Source organism: Anoxybacillus sp. P3H1B (genome assembly GCF_001560855.1).
GTDB lineage: Bacteria > Bacillota > Bacilli > Bacillales > Anoxybacillaceae > Anoxybacteroides > Anoxybacteroides rupiense.
Genome location: NZ_LPUG01000009.1, coordinates 181,869 through 202,526, shown reverse-complemented (window position 1 = coordinate 202,526; position 20,658 = coordinate 181,869). Strand labels below are relative to the sequence as shown.

Here is a 20,658-nt window from a genome sequence, read left to right as displayed (position 1 = left end):
GGGAAGAGAAGGAGCAAAGATCATGAAAAAATGGAGAGGACTTTTGTCGCTATTATTTTGTATTCTGTTCATTAGTTTGCTTTCTGGCTGCGGGGCATCCGGATCATCTGCAGAAAAACAAAGCGAGTCAAATAAAAAAATATTGAAACTAGGCACCTCTGCTGATTATGCACCTTTTGAGTATATGGATACAGCGAAAGGGGACGAGGTCATTGGTTTTGATATTGATTTAGCAAATATGATCGCCAAAGAGCTTGGATATGAAGTCCAAGTGGTTGACATGGATTTCAATGGCTTGATTCCAGCTTTGCAATCGGGTAAGGTTGATTTCGTTTTAGCGAGTATGACCCCTACGCCGGAGCGGAAAAAAAGTGTCGACTTTTCTGATGTGTATTATGTAGCGAAAAATATGATTGTTACAAAAAAAGAAAATGGGTTAAAGACAATGGAGGACTTAAAAGGAAAAACGGTTGGAGTGCAAACAGCCTCCATTCAAGAGGGAGAGGCGAAAAAACTTGCAAAAACCATTGATATGAAGCTTGAAAGTCGCAATCGCATACCAGAGTTAATTCAAGAAATACAAGCTGGGCGTTTCGATGCGGCGATTATCGAAAATACCGTCGCCAAAGGGTATATAAAGAACAGCGGTGGCAAGTTAATGGGAACGACCATGCAGACGAGTGAGCAAGAAGCTGGCTCAGCCATTGCTTTCCCAAAAGGAAGCAAGCTAACAGACAAATTTAATCAAGTATTACAAGAAAAAATGAAGAACGGAGAAGTAGACAAGCTTATTAAAAAATGGTTTGATCAGCAGTAACTAAATTTCGTGTTGAATCGGTATTTAGTTTGAAGAACGCAGATGAAACACATGGGCCGGCGAAATCAGAACGGCAAGAAAGCCAGTGATCGGAACGAATGGAGCGGATTGGATAAAATCGAAACAGCAAACGAGGCCAAGCGCTGCTTACGGGCAAGCCTCGTTTTTTTACGGTTGATGATATATAAGGAAGGACGGGTTTGAGTGTGAGCTTAAATTTCTCTCAGTTTATCCCGACAATCCCTTTTATTTTACAAGGGATAGGGGTAACGTTAAAAATTGTGGCATCGGCAGCATTGTTGGGGTTTGCTTTCGGAATTGTTTTAGCTTTATTTAAAATCGGCAGAATCAAGCTGTTAACGTGGCTGGCAGATCTTTATACTTCCATTTTTCGCGGCACGCCGCTTGTATTGCAGCTGATGATTATTTATTTTGGCATGCCGCAAATGATCGGCTTTGAAATTGAAGCCTTTCCGGCCGCCGTGATTGCTTTTGGCTTAAACTCTGCTGCTTATATTTCTGAAATCATTCGCGCCGGCATTTTAGCGGTTGATAGCGGCCAGAGAGAGGCGGCAATGGCATTGGGCGTTCCCTATCCCCTAATGATGCGAAATATCATTTTGCCTCAAGCGTTTAAACATATTTTGCCGGCGTTAATGAACGAGTTTATTACATTGACAAAAGAATCGGCAGTTGTAACGGTCATTGGTGCGATGGATATTATGCGGCGCGCCTATATCGTTGGGGGAGACAAATATGCGTTTTTTGAACCGTTGCTGATTGCGGGAATAATTTATTACATTTTAGTGATGATTCTCACAATGCTTGGCAAAGTGATCGAGGGGAGAATGAGAAAAAGTGATTAAAGTCGTAGACCTTCATAAATCATTTGGCAAGTTGGACGTATTAAAGGGAATTACAGTAAAGATCGAACAAGGAGAAGTAGTAGCCATTATCGGACCATCCGGCTCTGGAAAATCCACGTTTTTGCGTTGTTTAAATTTGCTGGAACAGCCGACACGCGGACAAATTTGGATCGGATCGCAAGAAATTACGAATCGTCAAACAGATATGATGAAAGTGCGGGAAAAAGTCGGGATGGTTTTTCAGCATTTTCATCTGTTTCCTCACATGACGGTCTTAGAGAACGTAACATATGCTCCAATCAAGGTAAAAGGGATGTCAAAAAGCGATGCAGAGACCCAAGGAATGGAGCTGCTTGGGAAGGTAGGCTTAGTGTCCAAGGCAAATGAGTACCCCAGTCGTTTATCTGGAGGGCAAAAACAGCGTGTGGCCATTGCTCGGGCGCTTGCGATGTCGCCTGAAATCATGTTATTTGATGAACCGACCTCAGCACTTGATCCAGAGATGGTGAAAGAAGTACTTGAGGTGATGAAGTCGCTTGCTTATACCGGCATGACGATGGCCGTTGTGACGCATGAAATGGGTTTTGCCCGCGAAGTGGCTGACCGCGTGCTTTTTTTAGACGGCGGCCAGCTTATTGAGGATGCACCGCCAAATGAGTTTTTTGCCTCGCCAAAAAGCAAGAGGGCTCAAGAATTTCTCGAAAAGGTGCTATAATAAAAAGGTGATCGCCGATCATCTTTTTATTTTTTTGCAGATAGAATGAGTATGGATGATGAAGAAAACGAGCCGAGAGCGTTCCGTTTGCAAATATCCCTTTCTTTTTGAATCGGAGTTGGTGATGTTGGATAGAGAATGATTCGAGAAAATTTGTATATCAGGTGTATTGATTATCTAATAGAAACCAATTGACACTGCTTGTGTCTAGCTCAATCATTCCATCTTTTTAGTAAAATAATGGCTCATCAACAATTGTGTTTGTATAGCAATGCAAAGATGGAATGAACGGAAATCCAACGTCGGAAGAGTTCAGGGATCTGCCTTTTCGTCTACCTGACCAGCGAAATCAGATCAGCGCTTGCGCATGCGAGAACAGATGTTAATGCCTCAAGCTTCTATATGATGAAGTGGTTAGCATCATGACATTCACAGGGGGTGTATAGGCTGAAAATAGGATATCGCACCATTAAAACAGCGATCGGCACAACCGCTTCTATTAGTTTAGCTCAGTATTTTGGATTGCATAACTTTGTATCAGCCGGAATTATTACACTTTTATGCATTCAGGTGACGAAAAAGAAATCGCTGCAAACTGCGTGGGCCCGCTTTGCTGCTTGCATGGTAGCTATCGTGTTTTCCTTTATTTTTTTTAAAGGAATTGCTTATCATCCTGTCTCGATTGGATTGCTGCTGCTCTTTTTTATTCCGGCGACGGTTAGGCTGAAGATCACGGAAGGGATTGCGACAAGCTCTGTTATCATTCTTCATTTTTATGCGGCTAAACAATTTACCGTGCAAATTGTCATCAATGAGGTACTGTTGGTTGTGATCGGAATTGGCGTGGCTCTTATTGTCAATATGTATATGCCTAGCATCGAGAAGAAATTGAAGGAGTACCAGCGCATCATTGAAGACTTATTTCGCATTATTTTGAAGGAAGTTGTGAAGTATTTGCGGACGAACGAGAGCAGCTGGGACGGGAAAGAGCTTATGCTGGCAGCAGATATTTTACAGGAAGCGAAAATAGCGGCTTTGCACAATCTCCAAAACCATTTCTTAAGGAATGAAACAGGATATTATCACTATTTTCGAATGCGGGAAAAACAGTTTGAAATTATCGAGCGGGTGCTTCCGCTTGTGACGTCGCTTACATATACAGTGGAGCAGCGAAAAGTCGTTGCTGATTTTATTGATGAGCTGAGCGATGCCATTCATCCAGGCAATACAGCTGATCGTTTTTTGCAAAAGCTTCATGATATGAAAAAGCAATTTGAGGCAATGGAGCTTCCGAAAACGCGCGAAGAGTTTGAAGAGCGAGCGGCATTGCTTCACCTAGTGAAGGAATTGGAGCAATATTTAATCATTAAAAGCCAGTTTCATCCTGACAAATAAATCATGAATGGGGTTTTCCTTTTTGCTTCAAAATATAAGAAAAAGCAAAGGGTGAAATTATATGCGGCTACTTATGGCGATTATGCTATCATGCTCATTGCTGTGGCCGACGACATCATCAGCATCATCAGCCACCCAGCCTTTTATTATTATTAACAAGGCGACGAATCAGCTTGCTTTTATTCGAGGAGGAAGAATTGAGGCGGTTTATCCTGTGGCAACAGGTGTCACAACAGCTTTAACACCTGAAGGGCTGTTTACAGTGAAGGTAAAAGCGAAAAATCCATATTACCGAAAGAAGAGTATTCCCGGAGGTGCTCCAAGCAACCCGCTTGGAACAAGATGGATCGGCTTTGATGCAAAAGGAACCGATGGACGAATCTATGGAATCCACGGCACAAACAATTCACAATCGATTGGCCGTTATATTACGCAAGGGTGTGTGCGCATGCACAATCGGGATGTGGAAACGCTATATGAAAAAATTCCAGAAGGAACCAAGGTGTTCATTGTTCGTAGCAATGAATCATTTGCCGTGCTAGCTAGACAGCAGGGAGCGATGCGATAAAAGAAAGACGGGCGACTTTGATGGAAAAGTCGCCTCTCTTATTAAAACCACATACCAACGCCTGCTAAAATAGTTGTTAACAGCATGGTAATAAGCATTAAGTATACGACAATTTTTTGCGTTTTTTTGCGGGACATGAGATTTCCTCCCTATCTAAACATATTGCCATTTATCATTGTACCGCCATTTTAAATCGTGAACAAGCAAAAAAATAGGTCGCTCTAAAACGTGTTAGCAGGATTTTTTGTCGAAAGGTCGAATATAAATAATGTTTATGAATATTCACAGCAAAGGGGATTAGACGGATGAACGTAAAGAAAATCGACCATATCGGCATTGCGGTTTCGTCGATTGAGAAAGCGCTGCCATTTTATGTCGATACGCTGCAACTGCCGCTGGTTGGAATCGAGGAAGTCGAATCGGAAAAGGTAAAAGTAGCGTTTTTAAAGCTGGGAGAAGCAAAGATTGAACTATTAGAACCGACGGCCCCGGATAGCGCTGTTGCCGCATTTATTGAAAAGCGGGGAGAAGGAATTCATCACATTGCGCTCGGTGTCGATGACATTCAAGCTCGTATTGACGAATTAAAAACAAAGGGAATTCGCATGATTCAAGATAAACCGAAAACCGGGGCTGGGGGAGCGCTTGTGGCATTTATGCATCCGAAATCGGCCCACGGCGTGTTATACGAGCTTTGTGAAAAAACAAATGCGGGAGGTCATCAAGAATGACAGACATGTATGACAAAATTAATGAGCTCTATGACCGACGCCGAGAAATTGAATTGGGCGGCGGGGATGATAAAATTGAGAAGCAGCATGCAAAAGGAAAGCTTACTGCCCGCGAGCGCATTGATTTACTTTTAGACGAGGGGACGTTTGTCGAATTAAATCCATTTATGGAGCATCGCTGTACCGATTTTGGCCTTGAAGGAAAAAAAGGACCTGGGGATGGCGTTGTGACTGGATATGGGAAAATGAATGGAAGAACCGTATTCGTCTTTTCGCAAGATTTTACAGTTTTTGGCGGTGCGCTGGGAGAAATGCATGCCAAAAAAATCACGAATATTATGGATTTGGCGGCGAAAACAGGAGCGCCCGTCATCGGACTAAATGATTCAGGAGGCGCTCGCATTCAAGAAGGCGTTTTATCACTTGATGGATATGGGCATATTTTTTACCGAAATGCCATTTACTCTGGAGTGATTCCGCAAATTTCTGTGATTATGGGACCTTGTGCGGGCGGTGCCGTTTATTCGCCGGCGATTACAGACTTTGTTTTCATGGTGGAAAAAACGAGTCAGATGTTTATCACTGGCCCAAAAGTCATTGAAACAGTGACGGGCGAAAAAATCAGCGCTGAGGATTTGGGAGGAGCCCGTGTACATAACACAATCAGCGGTAATGCGCATTTTTCTGGAAAATCGGAGGAAGAAGTGCTAGAGGAAGTGCGTCGGCTGTTAAGCTATCTTCCGCAAAATTGTCAAGAAAAACCGCCGGCTAGCTCTGTCCCAGACGATGATGATGATCGGCCAGACTTAGCTGACGCGATTCCAGTGGATGCGGTACGTCCGTACGATGTGCGCAATGTGGTGCTTCAGGTCGTCGATGAAGGATCATTTATGGAAGTGCATAAAGACTTTGCTAAAAATATTGTCGTTGGTTTTGCTCGCATTAAAGGAGAAGTGGTTGGGCTTGTGTGCAACCAGCCGAAATTTATGGCCGGCGGTCTTGATATCGATTCGTCTGATAAAGCCTCCCGCTTTATTCGTTTTTGTGATTCATTCAATATCCCAATTATTACATTTGAAGATGTGACCGGCTTCTTTCCGGGGGTTAAACAGGAGCATGGCGGCATCATTCGTCACGGAGCGAAAATTTTATACGCCTACTCTGAAGCGACGGTTCCAAAAATCACTGTCATTTTGCGCAAAGCGTACGGCGGCGCGTACGTGGCACTAAATAGCAAAGCGATTGGAGCGGATGTTGTATACGCTTGGCCGAACGCAGAAATTGCTGTCATGGGGCCTCAAGGAGCCGCTAATATCATCTTCGCCGGCGAAATTGAGAAAAGCGCAAATCCAGAAGAAACGCGAGCACAAAAAATTGAGGAGTATCGCAATAAATTCGCAAATCCATATGTCGCCGCCAAATACGGAATGGTGGATGATGTGATTGATCCACGCGATACAAGAGTGAAGCTGATTCAAGCACTCGACATGCTCCGTCATAAGCAGGAGGAGCGTCCGCAGAAAAAACACGGAAACATTCCATTATAATTTGTGTAACACTGAGCGGTCGCTCAGAGAGGAGACAAAGTCCATTTAGGCTTTGTCTCCTGTTATTTTCCATATCGGACTAGAACGGAAAAGGAACATAGACGAGCGAAGACACAAATCAAATAAAAACGTTGATGAGCGAACGAGCGCGGCTAATGACAGGGAATGAAAGCGTTTGTCAATAGTTTGGGCGAACAGGCTGCAGCCTGTTCGCCCTTTCTTATGAAAACCAAGCGTGTAATTTTGGAATGCGTCGAATGATCAACCAATCAAAAATAAGAGCGGCTGCTAAGGAAAGAGCAACCAAAGGCATCGCAATTCCGAGGATCACGATGAGCGCTGTTACTACGCGCATGGCTTTTTTATTTTGCGGTGCCGGAGGCGTTCCTAATTTTCCTTGCGGCCGGCGCTTCCACCACATGACTACACCGCTATAAGCAATGAAGATGAGCCCAAGACAGGCAATCAGTCCTAATATTTGATTAAATAACCCAAAGTAGCGTCCCTCATGAAGAGCAATGCCAATTTCAATCCATTTAGCCATCCATCCATAATCTTTGAACCGTAAATCTGCTAGCACCTTTCCGCTGTATTGGTCGATATGCAATGTGGCTTGATCCTGCGGAAGTGTGGGGAATACCGAAACCGTATATACGCCTTTTTCTCCTTCCGGAAAATTCACTTCAAATCCAGGATGTACATTTCTCTCTTTGGCAATTTCAATGATTTTTTCAACAGGAAGTGCCGCCGGTCCATTTTCTTGGGATTGCGGAACGGGCATATTTTCAGCTGCCCAAGGCACTTTGGCTACTGATTTCGTCGGTATGGAGGATTCTGGAATGTTACCATCCCATAAACCAGAAGGATATCCAGATTGTGTAGCTGTTGCTATGCGGTTAATTTTGTCTCCCATAAACCCAGCCCAAGGCAATCCTGTTATGATGAGCAATAAAATGAAGGCAGAAAGCCAAATCGCTACGATGGAGTGGAAATCTTTCCACATTGCGCGTTTTCCGGCATGCAGGCGAATTTTGATTATTCCATATAAAGAACGGTTACGAGGCCACCATAAATAGAGGCCGGTGACTAATAGAATAATAGCCCAGCATGCAGCCAATTCAACTAAACGATCTCCGATGGTACCAGCCATGATCTCCCCGTGAAGCTTGACCACGATATTCATCAGCCTGGATTCATCTGCTAGCTTCCCTAAAATGCTCCCGTTATACGGATTGATAAAAACGGTATAGGCTTTGTTGTTCCAAACGATCCCCACTTCTGTGGAACGGTTTGCCGCATCACTTGGTTTGTAGCGTGTAATGGTGGCGCTCGGATATCGGTGTTTGACATTTGCGATTAATTCGCTTGGTGTCAGCTCCTGAGTTTCTTTTGGGATGTAATAGTAATTTTTATATAAAATGGATTCTATTTGTGGTTTAAACAAGTAAATGGTCCCTGTAATAGCCAAAAGGATGAGAAGTGGCGCAAAGATCATTCCCGCATAAAAATGCCAGCGCCATATGGATTTGTATACATCTTTTGGTGACAAGAAGGTTTTCATGATATGAATCTCCTTTTCAGCATGATATGAAAAATTTATTGGCCAGTGGAAGCATAACAGCTAGTTGTGATAAAAAAGTGAAGCTTCTATGAAGTTTTAATATGCCTATTGAGAAGCCGCCCACTTTGAAACGACGTATAGCTGGGAGAGCGGTTTATCGTTTGAAGTGGGCATAATAGAAAGGATGTGACAATAGAAAGGATGTGACGATTATATGACATTGATGAAACAATGGTGTATAATTTTTCTATAATAATGATTTTTACATACTAGTGCAGGGGGCTTGTTAGATGATTAATGAACAACGTTTAGTGGATGAGTTTTTAGAGCTTGTTCAAATTGATTCAGAGACAAAATATGAAGGAGAAATCGCCAAAGTATTAAAACAAAAATTTGAAGCGCTTGGACTTCATGTGATCGAAGATGATACGACAGGTCAAACAGGACATGGGGCAGGAAATTTAATTTGCACGCTTGAAGCCACAAAAGAAGGAATTGACCCTATTTACTTTACATCCCACATGGATACCGTCATTCCGGGAAAAGGAGTGAAGCCTTCGATTCAGGATGGCTATGTTGTAACAGACGGCACGACCATTTTAGGCGCCGACGATAAAGCAGGGCTTGCGGCAATGTTTGAAGCGATCCGTGTCCTTAAAGAGCAAAATATGGCACACGGAACCATTCAATTTATTATTACGGTTGGTGAGGAATCTGGTCTTGTTGGCGCGAAAGCCCTTGATCCATCTCTGATTACGGCTAAATTCGGCTATGCATTGGACAGCGACGGAAAAGTAGGAAATATCGTGGTTGCTGCGCCGACACAGGCAAAATTAAAAGTGGTGATTCATGGGAAAACAGCGCATGCGGGGGTGGCACCTGAGCGCGGGGTATCGGCAATCACCATCGCATCGAAGGCAATTGCCCAAATGCCGCTTGGCCGCATTGATGAAGAAACGACAGCGAATATTGGCCGCTTTGAAGGCGGAACACAAACGAATATCGTCTGCGATCGCGTTAATATTTTAGCAGAAGCGCGCTCGCTCGTGCCAGAAAAAATGGAAGCACAAGTAGCGAAGATGAAAGAGGCGTTTGAACGGGTAGCAGAGGAAATGGGAGGACGTGCACATGTCCAAGTAGAAGTCATGTATCCGGGCTTCAAGTTCGGCGACGGGGATCATGTGGTAGAAATAGCGAAACGTGCTGCCGCTAAAATTGGTCGTTCGTGCGAGCTTTTGCACAGCGGAGGAGGCAGTGATGCCAATGTAATTGCTGGCTTCGGCATTCCAACCGTGAACTTAGCTGTAGGATATGAAGATATTCACACCACAAATGAGAAGATGCCAATTGAAGAGCTTGTAAAAACGGCGGAAATGGTCATTGCGATTATCGAAGAAGTAGCGAAATAAGAAAGACGGGGTGTCTTAAAAGACAGTTGGATTTAAGGCACCCTTTTATGTTACATGGGATTATGATTGGGTTTACCACTAATTTTTCCGTTTCATTTATGCGGTAGTTATATTAGGATAGTAAAGTGACCAAATGCCTTTTGCCTCGTTTATTGAACGAATGCAGTTAAATTTGGATAAGAGTTGCGGCTAGAGGAAAGCACACAGATGAAGAATACAAGCGAGCGAGCATTTCTGCTATCCATTTTCAGCTTATATTTATTTTGCGAACAGCAGTTAGAGCATATGAGAATAAACAACAAAGACTTAGATAGAAAATTTTGATATTCAGCAGAGGCTGGAGTATGATGAATATATAGTGTTTGTTGGGGAGAGAATGGAAGATGAATAAAGTAGTTGTATTTCAGCTCGGGAACGAGCAATATGCGATTCCGATCGAGCAAGTCGTTTCCATCGAAAAGATGGCGGCACCAACCGTGATTCCGCAAATGCCTGATTATATGCTTGGGGTTGTGCGCATTCGCGGTGAATTAGTGCCGGTGCTTGATATGGTGAAAATTTTATATCGTCATTCATACATCCAAACGGAGAAAACAAGATTGATTGTTGTCCAGACGGAAGATTTGGTCGTGGCGTTTATTGCCGACGATGCGAAAGAAATCCTTGATATTCCTAGCGAAGCAATGAAGAAGTTAAATATGCTCGCCTACCGGCAAACACCTTATTTTCTTGGAGTGGCCAATTTGCCGGAGCGATTGATCACTCTTATTGATGCCAACCGCCTGTTTGAGAGTCTAGAAGGAATGCAGGTGATTAAGGAGCGCATAAAAGAGAATCAATCATGAAAATAGCGCGACTGGATTGATGTGCTTATTGAATTATCAGCGGCAATGCATTTCGAGAAATTTCAACTTGTTTTTTGTCATATAGACGTCCATGATAAACGATTTTGTCACTATTGGAAAGGTGAAAATGGTGCTTTGGCGTGACAAAGGCAAGTCACCGAACTTGCTTCTGATCGTCAAAAAAATGGAATGCTGCTTTCAATAAGCTCAGTCTTCTAACTGCATCTATAATAGTGAAGAGCACGCATTCAGATGGCTGGCCAATGTAAGTGACACGCTTTTGGTTGGACAAATTTCTCGCTGTGTGCTAGAATCACGTACAATGTTTTTAACCTTACTCCAAAAGCAGTTTCCCACTTCTAAACATGAAGGCGTGCCAGCGCCAATGAAAGTGGGAGAGGGATCGCCAACAGATAGGATCCTCTATCGTTCAAACAGACCTCTTCGGAACGAAGGAAAGCCATAAAGGTTCCTTGTGTGTGGCTTACCGTTCAGCGAACATGCACAAGGCGTTTGAAGCCTCCACCTCTAAGCGAAGCGTAGGTGAAGGGAAAGTTCACGAAATATAACACGAAATATAAAATATAAAAAGTTTTCTAGGGTTCCGTGGTTGCTTAGCAGCCAGACTGTGACCGAGAGAAAACGCACAAGCCACGCTTGTGTACACGGAGGGATAAAAGCCCGGGAGGAATGTCTTGTAGAGAGATATTTCTTTCGAGGCTTTTTATTTTTTTCTTACTAAACCATATAGAGCTGCAGCTTGGCACATGGACATTTGTATTCCGAAGGCTGAAACGTAGGTTTTTACAGATTTTTAAGTTGTATTGATATAAACAGAAGGAGGATTTAGATGATGGCGTGGATATATTTAATCATTGCTGGCCTATTTGAAATTGTGTGGGCGATCGCTTTAAAATATACATTTGGGTTTACGAGGATGATTCCATCTATCATCACCATTGCTGGAATGCTTGTCAGCTTTTATTTTTTGTCGCTTGGAATCAAAATGTTGCCGATTGGCACGGCCTATGCAATATGGACTGGAATTGGAGCGGCAGGAACGGTGATAGCCGGCATCTTGTTTTTTAATGAACCAGTTACAATTTTAAGAGTGGTTTTTTTGCTGTTACTTTTGGTTGGACTTATTGGTCTGAAATTTACATCTGGACATTAAGAAGTATGGCGTTTATGTTTACTTATCATCAAACTTCGTTTTTTCTACGGAGCTTATGTTGTTTTTCGAAGGACCTTTTCGTCACGTATCCACGTGACGAAAAGGTGAATCACGAGACTCTTCTGACCGCAGAGTTTCATAGGCACCATTCGTTCTAATGTTAACCCATCCATCGAGAAGCCTCCCTTCCTTTAACGAAGTGTAGATGGGAAACGGATAGTCCCCTCTTTGAAGTAATGTGACTGTCAAGCATGTAACATCATAAAGAAATTTAAAGGATGATCCCTTCGATTTACATTGCTAAAAGGGGCATTTTTTTAATATTTCCTTTGATGAGCTTTAATTCTTTGCCGTCGATAATTAAATCGATCATTAACCCTTGGCACACATCATGAGCGTTCTTTTTATAGTTGGATTGCAAATATTGTACACGATACCATTTTCCTTGGTATTCAAAGTACATAAAACGCCCGCGAGTGAAATCAATCCAAAATTTTGTTTGTTCTCCGTTTAGCCTCTTGATGACATATCCCCATGATCTTCCTTGTTGAGACATGGCCATTTTCGGTTTGGAAGTATTGATTGCTTGATAATATAGCTTGTTGTGAAGGTCATAAAGCATCATGATTGCGAGCGCCTCCTTTTTTCCGTTTTGTTACTATTATAGACAAGCTATGAGAATATTAGACTAGTTTTTATATACGGAAACTTGCAGTAGACGATCGGAGAGATTGTTCAAAATGCAGAGTGCAACCTGTCACGATTCGAGCCGTTCGCTATATGGTGTGGATGGAGAATGGGATAAGAGAAAGAAAACATGGGTATGGGTTTTTGCCTATACATTTTTTTTCCTCCGCACATATCCTATATAGCGACATGGCAAAAAAATAATGGAAATGACATGAGGAGGAATTTTATTATGATTATGGATGAAAGACAACAATGGCCATATGGATCATATCCAGGATATGGAGGAGGATATTACCCGCACTATCCGCATGGACACCATTATCCGTATTATCCACATTATCCGTACCACCATCATCATTATCCGTATTATCCTTCTTATCCGCACTATCCATATAGAGGATACTAAAAACGGTAAAGGAAAAGAGCCCAAAATTCGGGCTCTTTTCCTATTAGGTATAGATTCATCACTTGGTTCAATGATCAGGGTTCGTTCGATTCGTGACAAGGCAAGTCATCCATCTTGGATTTTTACAGCCATCGTTTGTTCCCTTTTTCCGTTATCTTTATATAAAAGCGTAAAAAATGCATTCACAAAACTTGAATGAGAAAATGGACTGTGGTATGTTCTTTCATGAACAATTAAAAATAGAAAGGAACGTTTTACGATGGCAAAGCAGCAAATTGGTGTCATTGGTCTAGCGGTAATGGGGAAAAACCTGGCCTTGAATATTGAAAGCCGCGGATATTCAGTGGCTGTGTACAACCGTTCACCGGAAAAAACGGATGAGTTTCTAAAGGAAGCCAAAGGAAAAAATGTAATTGGTACATATAGTGTTGAAGAATTTGTTCAATCTCTTGAAAAACCGCGTAAAATTTTGCTAATGGTCAAGGCGGGAGCAGCGACAGATGCCACGATTGAGCAGTTGAAGCCACACTTAGAAAAAGGAGATATTTTAATTGACGGCGGCAATACGTATTTTAAAGACACACAGCGCCGCAATCAAGAACTGTCTGAACTTGGCATTCATTTTATCGGAACAGGCGTCTCTGGAGGAGAAGAAGGAGCATTAAAAGGTCCTTCCATTATGCCAGGAGGGCAACAGGAAGCGCATGAGCTTGTACGTCCGATTTTTGAAGCGATTGCGGCTAAAGTGAATGGAGAGCCATGCACCACCTATATCGGTCCAGATGGTGCGGGACATTATGTGAAAATGGTGCATAATGGCATTGAATACGGTGACATGCAGTTGATTGCGGAAGCCTACTTTTTATTAAAGAGTGTGCTTGGCTTGAGCGCTCAAGAACTGCATGAAGTGTTTGCCGAATGGAACAAAGGTGAATTGGACAGCTATTTAATTGAGATCACGGCCGATATTTTTACGAAAATAGATGAAGAAACAGGCAAGCCGCTCGTGGATGTGATTTTGGATAAAGCTGGTCAAAAAGGAACAGGAAAATGGACAAGTCAAAATGCGCTTGACTTGGGCGTTCCGCTTCCAATCATCACGGAGTCGGTATTTGCCCGCTTTATTTCAGCGATGAAAGAAGAGCGTGTGAAGGCGAGCCAGCTTCTTTCCGGTCCTTCTGTCGCTCCGTATGAAGGAGATCGAAAGCATTTTATCGAAGCGGTACGGCGTGCGCTTTATATGAGCAAAATTTGTTCATATGCTCAAGGATTCGCGCAAATGAAAGCCGCATCAGAAGAGTACAACTGGAATTTGCAATATGGCAACATTGCGATGATTTTCCGCGGCGGCTGCATTATTCGCGCACAATTTTTACAGAAAATTAAAGATGCGTACGATCGTGATCCACAATTGCCTAACTTATTGCTTGATCCGTATTTTAAAGAAATCGTCGAAAGCTATCAACAAGCGCTGCGCGAGATTGTTGCGACGGCAGCCATGCGCGGGATTCCTGTACCGGCGTTTGCGAGCGCTCTTGCTTACTATGATAGCTATCGGCTGGAGACGCTGCCTGCTAACTTGATCCAAGCACAGCGCGACTATTTCGGTGCTCATACCTATGAACGCATTGATAAAGAAGGAATTTTCCATACGGAATGGTTGAAGTAAACGAAAAACCCTTAGGGCAATTTGCCTTAGGGGATTTTTGATGGCAAATATATTTATCTTAATATTATTAATTTTTTGAATAAATAATCGACATGTTTTTTAAAAATTTTTATAATGCTCCTAAATCCGTAACGAGTCCACTTTGACTGTACTTCGTTTAATTTTATGTCTACCACTTTCCACAAGTATTGTTTGACCACTAATCAAGATTCATAGGAGAAAGCAAGCACTCGACAAGGACAAGCTCATCACTTGGAGTGTCTGCTTCATCATAAAGTGAACGGGGAAGTCTTCCGTGATACCCACCTATTTGAAGAAGATTCATAAAAGCCAACTGCACTGTATCAATGGTTTACGAGAATTGTAAAGATGGTTCGTCACAGATTTAGATGCTCACTTGAGTAAATACATTTTTAGCATAATCCACTGAGAAATCTTTCACCTCTAAGTGAAGTGTAGGTGGGAGAGGGTTCGTCCTCATCCAATTCGCAGAGATCCAGAGTGCATCGCATACCATTCCACTCACTTCAGTAAAAAATACCTAGCAGTGACTGCGAAGCGCACCGTGGTCTATTATATATAAACAAAAATGGGAGTGTATGTATGAAATGTTGTCGAAAAAAATTTTTTTGCCCCCCCCTGAGATGCCAAGGGACTTTGATAGACCAACATTTCTAGAGGGAGGTTCATTTTTATTGATAAGGAGGTATAAAATGGCTAAGTTCATTAAAAAAATAGTAAGTGTAATCGTACTGTTTGTTACTTTTTCTATGCTGGTTCCGATACTCTCTTTTGCTGCCTATACTAATAATGATGCGTTTTTCAAAAGTGGATTGCCAAAATATGTTGTTGGTGATTGTTATGTATTCGTTTCTGATTCTGTTTCAAACTATGGTTATAGTACCTATGTATCTAATGCTAAAAGTGGATGGGGAGGAATATCAAATGCAGATGTAGACTTTTGGCCTGCTGGTAGTGCAACAGACGCTGATATTAGGGTTTATGCTGGAAACTACGGATTGGACTACGCCGGTCTTGCACAACCTTACCAAGGCGATTCTTTGGTAACAGATCCAGATGCAACAACTACCAATTGGTCATTCGTGAAAATCTACTTAAATGATTATTATATGGATTATTATAACTATACAAATGCGAATAGAAATAAAACAACAATACATGAGTTTGGACATGTGCTAGGCTTTGCGTCACCAACCTAGTGGTACAATCTCAATCATGGTTCAAGGTAAATTATCTTATAGTGGTCCTCAAGAATTAGATAAATCCAATATAGCCTATAAATATTAGTAAAAGAAATTTCTGGAGGGGGATATACGTATACTAATGAAGAAAAAACAGTTTATTTTTGGGTTTGTTCTGTTACTTGTGACAATAGCTGCGATGATAAGTTATTGGCATTTTTCAAGTGTAACTTACAATAATCAGAGTTCACAAACTAAAGTTGCCGTTTTAGATGCTGACTACGATTTGATGAATGACATTAATGAAGTAGATAGAAATGCTACTCTTATAGTAAAAGGTAAGTTTATAGGAAATCGAACTTTGAAAGAATGGGTTGATGAACCAACTAATACAGTAACTGCAACTGCTTCTAAATCTGAAATTCGAGTAGAGAAAGTTTTAAAAGGAGAATTGAAAAAGAAAGAAATTGCAGTTTATGAGCCAGCATACTTTATGAATGATACTTTTGTAAGTATTGAAGGGTATAATTTGATGCAAGAAAGACATAATTATTTATTGTTTCTAAAACCAATGATTGATGATGACACATATGTTATTGTTGGGATGTACCAAGGAAAGTATGACTTAGACTCACCTGATCCTGTAAAGCGTATTTCAAGTATTAAAGAATATAAGAACTTAAAGGATATTGAATATTTCGGTGATCATATTGAGGAATTTAACAAACTCAAAAAACAAGTAAAAGAAAAATATCAACTTAATTAAAACACGATAACTATTCAGATTATTGTTGAATAGTTTTTGAACTCCTTACATAATTTGTAAGGGAAGAGTAGTTATCTGTTATAAGTTAAGTAAAGTGAAAATGTAGCAGCAGTTGATGGAGGAAGTGGACGTGCTCTGCTCTTGTGGAGCAAAAACTATTTGGAAAAGTAGAAGTATCAAGAGTAGGATTTCGTAGCAAGCTGACTAATTATGAAAATATAGAACTGAACAATTTTATGAGGAAAATGTTAATTAGTGAGTAAGTAATATCGTGTTGAAATCATTACAGAACGAAAGCAGGCAAAAAGTAAAGTTAAATGATGAAAAGTGCATTTTGAATTAATGGAGACCGATAAAAAATGTACGGCTGTATTAAAAATGTTTGATATGAACCATCAAGAATTAAAAAACGTAAAATGATATAAATTATTGATTTTATTTTATGGATAGATTTTGTCCCCCTCACTGCATGATGAGGGGGGGTGTTTTATTGCTCAAACAAAAGAACACGTGCTGGCGCGGCATCGGTACCGACAAGTTTTAATGGGGCAGCGACCATCCAATATTCTCCGGATGGCACGTCTTTTAAACGCAGCCCTTCAATGACGATAATGCCGTGGCCGAATAATGTTTTATGAGTTGGATGTCCCGGTTGGCTGCGTTCAATGCCAAGGGCATCAATGCCAACGCCGCGAATCTGTTTTTCTGCCAAGTATTTCGCGGCATCTTCAGCTACATAAATAAACTCGAAATGGAACGCCTCTTCTAACGAATTTTTGGTTTTGAACAAGATGAAATCATTCTTTTGGATATCAAGCGCCATTAGATCTTCTTTTGAAATTTTATCTGTTACATGTGTAAGATCAAACAATTTGCATGCTCCTACTAGCTTTTCTAGCGGAATCGTTTCAAATGTTTCCCCATTTTTAACCATATGGAGCGGCGCATCGATATGAGTTCCTGTGTGTAAATCCATGTCAATCCGTGATTCGGTTACATAATCGTTCGTTACCGTCATCAGCTTCGGCTGTTTTTCAGGCTTATTTTTATAGACGGGCATTCCCTCAAAAATCGGGGCTGTTACATCATACATTTTCATGGCGTTTCTCCTTTCATCCGACATTACTGTCCATTATAATGAATGGACCACCAATGGAATCCGTCTTTTTGCAGCAGCTCATCGGCCGCTTTTGGTCCCATTGATCCTGCTTCATAGTTTGGAAAATCAGCCGCTTTTGTGTTTGTCCATACTTCAGCAATCGGATCAATAAAGCTCCAAGATGCCGCTACTTCATCCCAATGAGTAAAATTAGTGGCATCGCCGCGCATGCAATCATAAAGCAACTTCTCATATGCTTCAGGAGTATTAATGCCGTCGATGCAGTTGTAGCAATAATCAAGCTTAATTGGCGTCGTCTTCATACTTTCGCCGCTTTTTTTAGCATTTAAATGCAACGTAATGCCCTCATCTGGCTGGATATGAATGACAAGCAAGTTTGGATGAACATTTTCACTTGTACGATAGTATAGGTTCATGGGCACATCTTTAAATTGGACTACGATTTTCGTTGATTTTTCTTTCATTCGCTTACCTGTGCGAATATAAAACGGCACGCCCGCCCAACGGAAATTATCGATCATTAATTTGCCAGCGACAAATGTCTCTGTATTGGAATCTGGATCCACATTGTTTTCTTCACGATAGCCGATCACTTCTTTTTCCCGAATGATTCCTCGTCCATATTGCCCGCGAACGAAATACTGTCCGACTTCGTCATGTGAGATAGGGCGAAGGGCACGAAGCACCTTTACTTTTTCACTGCGAATATCATCGGTTGTTAATTTGATTGGCGGTTCCATGGCCAGCAAAGCGACCATTTGCAGCATATGGTTTTGAACCATGTCCTTCAGCGCTCCTGAATGATCGTAATAGCGGCCGCGATCTTCCACCCCTAGCGTCTCGCTAGACGTAATTTGAATATTGGCGATAAATCGGTTGTTCCAAAGCGGTTCGAAAATGGCATTAGCAAAACGGATGACTTCAATATTTTGGACCATTTCTTTGCCCAAGTAATGGTCGATACGGAAAATCTCTTTTTCTGAAAACGCCTTGCGGATTTCCTTATTTAGATGCTGGGCGCTTTTTAAATCATGGCCAAACGGTTTTTCGATCACGAGCCGTTTCCATCCGTTTACATTTGTCAATCCTTCTGATTTCAGATGGGCTGTAATGGTGCCGAAAAACTCTGGTGCCATGGCTAAATAAAAAATGCGGTTACCTTCGATGTTGTATGTACTGTCCAAGCGTTCAAGCAGCTGCTTGAGTTCTTGATAGGAAGCGGTGTTCGTTACATCAAGGGAATGATAATAAAAATGTGAAATAAAGGCTTCATCAAGAAACTGCTGTTTCGTAGAGTGTTCAATGGCTTCGCTTACATAATGGCGAAAGGCGTCATCTGATAGTGAACGACGAGCGACACCGACAACAGCAAACTCTTCTGATAATTTTCCTTTTTGATACAGACTATAAATCGAAGGAAATAGTTTGCGCTTTGCCAAATCCCCTGTAGCGCCGAAGATAACGATCAGTGACTTTGGATTCACGTTGCTCACGATATGTACCTCGCTTTAGCTAAAATTGTCTCTTCAAATATTTAATTGTAGAGATTTCTGTTGCTGAACGCAAACATTTTCGACCCGAAAGGGAAAACAGTGTTGAATTGCTGCTTAAACATTGATACGCTAACAACAGACACATAAAGGAGAGGTGGGCTCATTGGAATTATCATTTTTAGGAACGGGATCAGGTGTTCCATCGAAAGGCCGAAATGTGTCGGCATTAGCTTTACAGCTGCTTGAAGAAAGAGGAGCGACATGGCTGTTTGATTGTGGTGAAGCAACACAGCATCAAATTTTACATACATCTATACGCCCAAGGAGAATTGAAAAAATTTTTATTACCCATCTTCACGGCGACCATATTTTCGGATTGCCGGGCTTGCTTGGAAGCCGCTCGTTTCAAGGCGGAGACACACCGCTTACCGTTTATGGGCCAAAGGGAATTGAAGCGTTTGTAGAAACAGCGCTTTTAGTGAGCGGAACACGGCTCAAGTATGATCTTGAAGTGATGGAGTTTGTCGAAGGAACCGTATTCGAGGACCATCAGTTTGTGGTGACGGCGCAACTTCTCGATCACGGCATGCCTTCGTACGGGTTTCGAATTGTTGAAAAGGATTTGCCGGGCACGCTACTAGTAGATAAGTTGCGTGCACTCGGCATTCGACCGGGGCCGATTTATCAGCAAATTAAACAAGGGAAGATGATCACGCTAGAAAATGGCAAGGTGATTGATGGACGCGAGTTTGTTGGACCACCACAAAAAGGGAGAGTGGTGGCGATTATGGGAGATACTCGTTATTGTGAAGCGAGCATCGAACTGGCTAAAGAGGCGGATGTGCTTGTTCATGAGGCGACGTTTGGCGCAGCGGAAGCCCAGCTGGCGCACGATTACTTTCATTCAACGACGGTGCAAGCGGCAGAAGTTGCGAAGCGGGCGGAAGCAAAGCAGCTCATCTTGACGCATATTAGCTCGCGATATCAAGGCGATATGTGCGATAAGCTTTTGGAAGAAGCAAAAGCAATTTTTCCGAACACAGCGATTGCTTCCGATTTTATGTCGTTTTCCCTTGCTAAGAAGAAGTAGATGGGTAGAGAGGAGAAGCATCAGTGGAAAAACGTCTTTATATTGTTCGGCATTGTAAAGCAGCGGGGCAGGAGTTTACGGCACCGCTAACGGAGGAGGGAGAGCAGCAGACAAACGAGCTTGTGCATTTTTTCGCAGACAAGCCGATTGATCGAATTGTTTCAAGTCCATATGTTCGTGCAGTTCAAACAATTGAACCGTTAGCGCGTCAACGGAATTTATCGATTGAACGCGATGAACGCTTCGGGGAGCGCGTGTTATTTGGGGATGGCCAGTTTACGGAGGACTGGCTCGAAAAATTTGAACGCACGTTTGTTGATTTTGATCTGGCATACAGCGGTGGGGAATCGAATCGTCAAGCCATGGAACGAGCCAAAGCAGCTATTGGGGAAGTTTTGCAGGCGGATGCGGCGCATACCGTCATTGTGAGCCATGGCAATCTAACTATATTGATGTTGCATCTGTTTGACAAACGTTATGGGTTTGCAGAGTGGAAGAGTTTATCGAATCCGGATGTGTTTGAAATTGCCATATCCGCTGGGAAAGGAGAAGTCACGCGGATTTGGCGTTAAAATGAAGAGTCAAGCTTCTCTG

General features: G+C 42.1%; 21 protein-coding genes and 1 riboswitch. Of the genes, 16 read left to right on the top strand and 5 right to left on the bottom strand.

Going from position 1 to position 20,658, the window contains the following annotated elements:
* Window positions 1-22: 22 nt before the first annotated feature.
* From AT864_RS01345 to AT864_RS01325, 5 genes are all read left to right on the top strand, one after another.
* Window positions 23-817, top strand: a complete 795-nt coding sequence (locus AT864_RS01345) for a transporter substrate-binding domain-containing protein (RefSeq protein WP_066145708.1) — start codon at window positions 23-25, stop codon at window positions 815-817.
* Window positions 818-1,023: 206 nt separating this feature from the next.
* Window positions 1,024-1,683 carry an amino acid ABC transporter permease gene (locus tag AT864_RS01340; protein ID WP_044744682.1) on the top strand — a complete coding sequence of 220 codons (660 nt, stop codon included), beginning with the start codon at window positions 1,024-1,026 and terminating at the stop codon, window positions 1,681-1,683.
* Window positions 1,676-2,398, top strand: a complete 723-nt coding sequence (locus AT864_RS01335; protein WP_066145705.1) for an amino acid ABC transporter ATP-binding protein — start codon at window positions 1,676-1,678, stop codon at window positions 2,396-2,398. The genes AT864_RS01340 and AT864_RS01335 overlap by 8 nt, the downstream gene beginning before the upstream one ends.
* Before the next feature lie 447 nt (window positions 2,399-2,845).
* The gene (locus tag AT864_RS01330) at window positions 2,846-3,793 is read left to right on the top strand and encodes an aromatic acid exporter family protein (protein ID WP_066146527.1); all 948 of its coding nucleotides are present in this window, start codon (window positions 2,846-2,848) and stop codon (window positions 3,791-3,793) included.
* A gap of 61 nt (window positions 3,794-3,854) precedes the next feature.
* Window positions 3,855-4,361 (top strand): L,D-transpeptidase, encoded by a 507-nt coding sequence (locus tag AT864_RS01325; protein ID WP_066145703.1) that lies wholly within the window; start codon window positions 3,855-3,857, stop codon window positions 4,359-4,361.
* Window positions 4,362-4,402: 41 nt separating this feature from the next.
* Here AT864_RS01325 and prli42 read toward each other — a convergent pair whose 3' ends face one another.
* A complete protein-coding gene (gene prli42 / locus AT864_RS17815) occupies window positions 4,403-4,498 on the bottom strand; it encodes a stressosome-associated protein Prli42 (protein ID WP_149917071.1) in 96 nt (31 codons plus the stop codon).
* Between the two features lie 168 nt (window positions 4,499-4,666).
* Here prli42 and mce point away from each other — a divergent pair, with 168 nt between their 5' ends.
* Together mce and AT864_RS01315 are read left to right on the top strand one after the other, a co-directional pair.
* Window positions 4,667-5,092 carry a methylmalonyl-CoA epimerase gene (gene mce, locus AT864_RS01320; protein WP_044744441.1) on the top strand — a complete coding sequence of 142 codons (426 nt, stop codon included), beginning with the start codon at window positions 4,667-4,669 and terminating at the stop codon, window positions 5,090-5,092.
* Window positions 5,089-6,639, top strand: a complete 1,551-nt coding sequence (locus tag AT864_RS01315) for an acyl-CoA carboxylase subunit beta (protein WP_044744440.1) — start codon at window positions 5,089-5,091, stop codon at window positions 6,637-6,639. Before mce ends, AT864_RS01315 begins: the two co-directional genes overlap by 4 nt.
* A gap of 220 nt (window positions 6,640-6,859) precedes the next feature.
* Here AT864_RS01315 and AT864_RS01310 read toward each other — a convergent pair whose 3' ends face one another.
* On the bottom strand, window positions 6,860-8,200 hold the full coding sequence (locus AT864_RS01310; protein WP_066145700.1) for a PepSY domain-containing protein: 1,341 nt from the start codon (window positions 8,198-8,200) through the stop codon (window positions 6,860-6,862).
* Between the two features lie 290 nt (window positions 8,201-8,490).
* On the opposite strand from AT864_RS01310, the gene AT864_RS01305 reads away from it, so the two are divergent.
* The 3 genes from AT864_RS01305 (at window position 8,491) to sugE (ending at window position 11,628) form a co-directional block, all read left to right on the top strand.
* Window positions 8,491-9,609, top strand: a complete 1,119-nt coding sequence (locus tag AT864_RS01305) for a tripeptidase T (protein ID WP_066145697.1) — start codon at window positions 8,491-8,493, stop codon at window positions 9,607-9,609.
* Window positions 9,610-9,992: 383 nt separating this feature from the next.
* Entirely contained in the window at window positions 9,993-10,454 is a 462-nt protein-coding gene (locus tag AT864_RS01300) for a chemotaxis protein CheW (RefSeq protein WP_066145694.1), read from the top strand.
* 585 nt (window positions 10,455-11,039) lie between these two features.
* Window positions 11,040-11,144: riboswitch (guanidine-I (ykkC/yxkD leader) on the top strand.
* 163 nt (window positions 11,145-11,307) lie between these two features.
* Window positions 11,308-11,628: a quaternary ammonium compound efflux SMR transporter SugE gene (sugE, locus tag AT864_RS01295; protein ID WP_066146524.1), complete on the top strand. Its 321-nt coding sequence runs from the start codon at window positions 11,308-11,310 to the stop codon at window positions 11,626-11,628.
* A gap of 292 nt (window positions 11,629-11,920) precedes the next feature.
* Here the strand turns inward: sugE and AT864_RS01290 are convergent, their stop codons facing one another.
* Window positions 11,921-12,253, bottom strand: coding sequence for a hypothetical protein (locus AT864_RS01290; protein WP_066145691.1), 333 nt, complete (start codon window positions 12,251-12,253; stop codon window positions 11,921-11,923).
* Window positions 12,254-12,547: 294 nt separating this feature from the next.
* Here AT864_RS01290 and AT864_RS17810 point away from each other — a divergent pair, with 294 nt between their 5' ends.
* The 4 genes from AT864_RS17810 to AT864_RS01270 all read left to right on the top strand — a co-directional run bounded on the left by AT864_RS17810 (window position 12,548) and on the right by AT864_RS01270 (window position 16,361).
* A complete protein-coding gene (locus AT864_RS17810) occupies window positions 12,548-12,724 on the top strand; it encodes a hypothetical protein (RefSeq protein WP_156450475.1) in 177 nt (58 codons plus the stop codon).
* 259 nt (window positions 12,725-12,983) lie between these two features.
* Window positions 12,984-14,393 carry an NADP-dependent phosphogluconate dehydrogenase gene (gndA, locus tag AT864_RS01280; protein ID WP_066145685.1) on the top strand — a complete coding sequence of 470 codons (1,410 nt, stop codon included), beginning with the start codon at window positions 12,984-12,986 and terminating at the stop codon, window positions 14,391-14,393.
* 713 nt (window positions 14,394-15,106) lie between these two features.
* The gene (locus tag AT864_RS01275; protein ID WP_066145682.1) at window positions 15,107-15,613 is read left to right on the top strand and encodes a hypothetical protein; all 507 of its coding nucleotides are present in this window, start codon (window positions 15,107-15,109) and stop codon (window positions 15,611-15,613) included.
* Between the two features lie 124 nt (window positions 15,614-15,737).
* A complete protein-coding gene (locus tag AT864_RS01270; RefSeq protein WP_066145679.1) occupies window positions 15,738-16,361 on the top strand; it encodes a hypothetical protein in 624 nt (207 codons plus the stop codon).
* Window positions 16,362-16,848: 487 nt separating this feature from the next.
* Here the strand turns inward: AT864_RS01270 and AT864_RS01265 are convergent, their stop codons facing one another.
* Entirely contained in the window at window positions 16,849-17,460 is a 612-nt protein-coding gene (locus AT864_RS01265; protein ID WP_044744431.1) for a cyclase family protein, read from the bottom strand.
* A 23-nt stretch (window positions 17,461-17,483) separates the two neighbouring features.
* Window positions 17,484-18,974, bottom strand: coding sequence for a glucose-6-phosphate dehydrogenase (gene zwf, locus AT864_RS01260; RefSeq protein WP_066145676.1), 1,491 nt, complete (start codon window positions 18,972-18,974; stop codon window positions 17,484-17,486).
* 163 nt (window positions 18,975-19,137) lie between these two features.
* On the opposite strand from zwf, the gene rnz reads away from it, so the two are divergent.
* The gene (rnz, locus tag AT864_RS01255) at window positions 19,138-20,064 is read left to right on the top strand and encodes a ribonuclease Z (RefSeq protein ID WP_066145673.1); all 927 of its coding nucleotides are present in this window, start codon (window positions 19,138-19,140) and stop codon (window positions 20,062-20,064) included.
* 23 nt (window positions 20,065-20,087) lie between these two features.
* Window positions 20,088-20,636, top strand: a complete 549-nt coding sequence (locus tag AT864_RS01250) for a histidine phosphatase family protein (protein ID WP_066145670.1) — start codon at window positions 20,088-20,090, stop codon at window positions 20,634-20,636.
* Window positions 20,637-20,658 lie beyond the last annotated feature (22 nt).

What these genes read in the sequence shown, in the direction of transcription:
- AT864_RS01275 (WP_066145682.1), top strand. Translation starts at nt 15,107, where the DNA reads ATGGCTAAGTTCATTAAAAAAATAGTAAGTGTAATCGTACTGTTTGTT.
- AT864_RS01270 (WP_066145679.1), top strand. Translation starts at nt 15,738, where the DNA reads ATGAAGAAAAAACAGTTTATTTTTGGGTTTGTTCTGTTACTTGTGACA.
- AT864_RS01300 (WP_066145694.1), top strand. Translation starts at nt 9,993, where the DNA reads ATGAATAAAGTAGTTGTATTTCAGCTCGGGAACGAGCAATATGCGATT.
- sugE (WP_066146524.1), top strand. Translation starts at nt 11,308, where the DNA reads ATGGCGTGGATATATTTAATCATTGCTGGCCTATTTGAAATTGTGTGG.
- AT864_RS01265 (WP_044744431.1), bottom strand. Translation starts at nt 17,460, where the DNA reads ATGAAAATGTATGATGTAACAGCCCCGATTTTTGAGGGAATGCCCGTC.
- gndA (WP_066145685.1), top strand. Translation starts at nt 12,984, where the DNA reads ATGGCAAAGCAGCAAATTGGTGTCATTGGTCTAGCGGTAATGGGGAAA.
- AT864_RS01310 (WP_066145700.1), bottom strand. Translation starts at nt 8,200, where the DNA reads ATGAAAACCTTCTTGTCACCAAAAGATGTATACAAATCCATATGGCGC.
- AT864_RS01290 (WP_066145691.1), bottom strand. Translation starts at nt 12,253, where the DNA reads ATGATGCTTTATGACCTTCACAACAAGCTATATTATCAAGCAATCAAT.
- prli42 (WP_149917071.1), bottom strand. Translation starts at nt 4,498, where the DNA reads ATGTCCCGCAAAAAAACGCAAAAAATTGTCGTATACTTAATGCTTATT.
- AT864_RS01345 (WP_066145708.1), top strand. Translation starts at nt 23, where the DNA reads ATGAAAAAATGGAGAGGACTTTTGTCGCTATTATTTTGTATTCTGTTC.
- AT864_RS01315 (WP_044744440.1), top strand. Translation starts at nt 5,089, where the DNA reads ATGACAGACATGTATGACAAAATTAATGAGCTCTATGACCGACGCCGA.
- AT864_RS01325 (WP_066145703.1), top strand. Translation starts at nt 3,855, where the DNA reads ATGCGGCTACTTATGGCGATTATGCTATCATGCTCATTGCTGTGGCCG.
- mce (WP_044744441.1), top strand. Translation starts at nt 4,667, where the DNA reads ATGAACGTAAAGAAAATCGACCATATCGGCATTGCGGTTTCGTCGATT.
- AT864_RS01305 (WP_066145697.1), top strand. Translation starts at nt 8,491, where the DNA reads ATGATTAATGAACAACGTTTAGTGGATGAGTTTTTAGAGCTTGTTCAA.
- AT864_RS17810 (WP_156450475.1), top strand. Translation starts at nt 12,548, where the DNA reads ATGATTATGGATGAAAGACAACAATGGCCATATGGATCATATCCAGGA.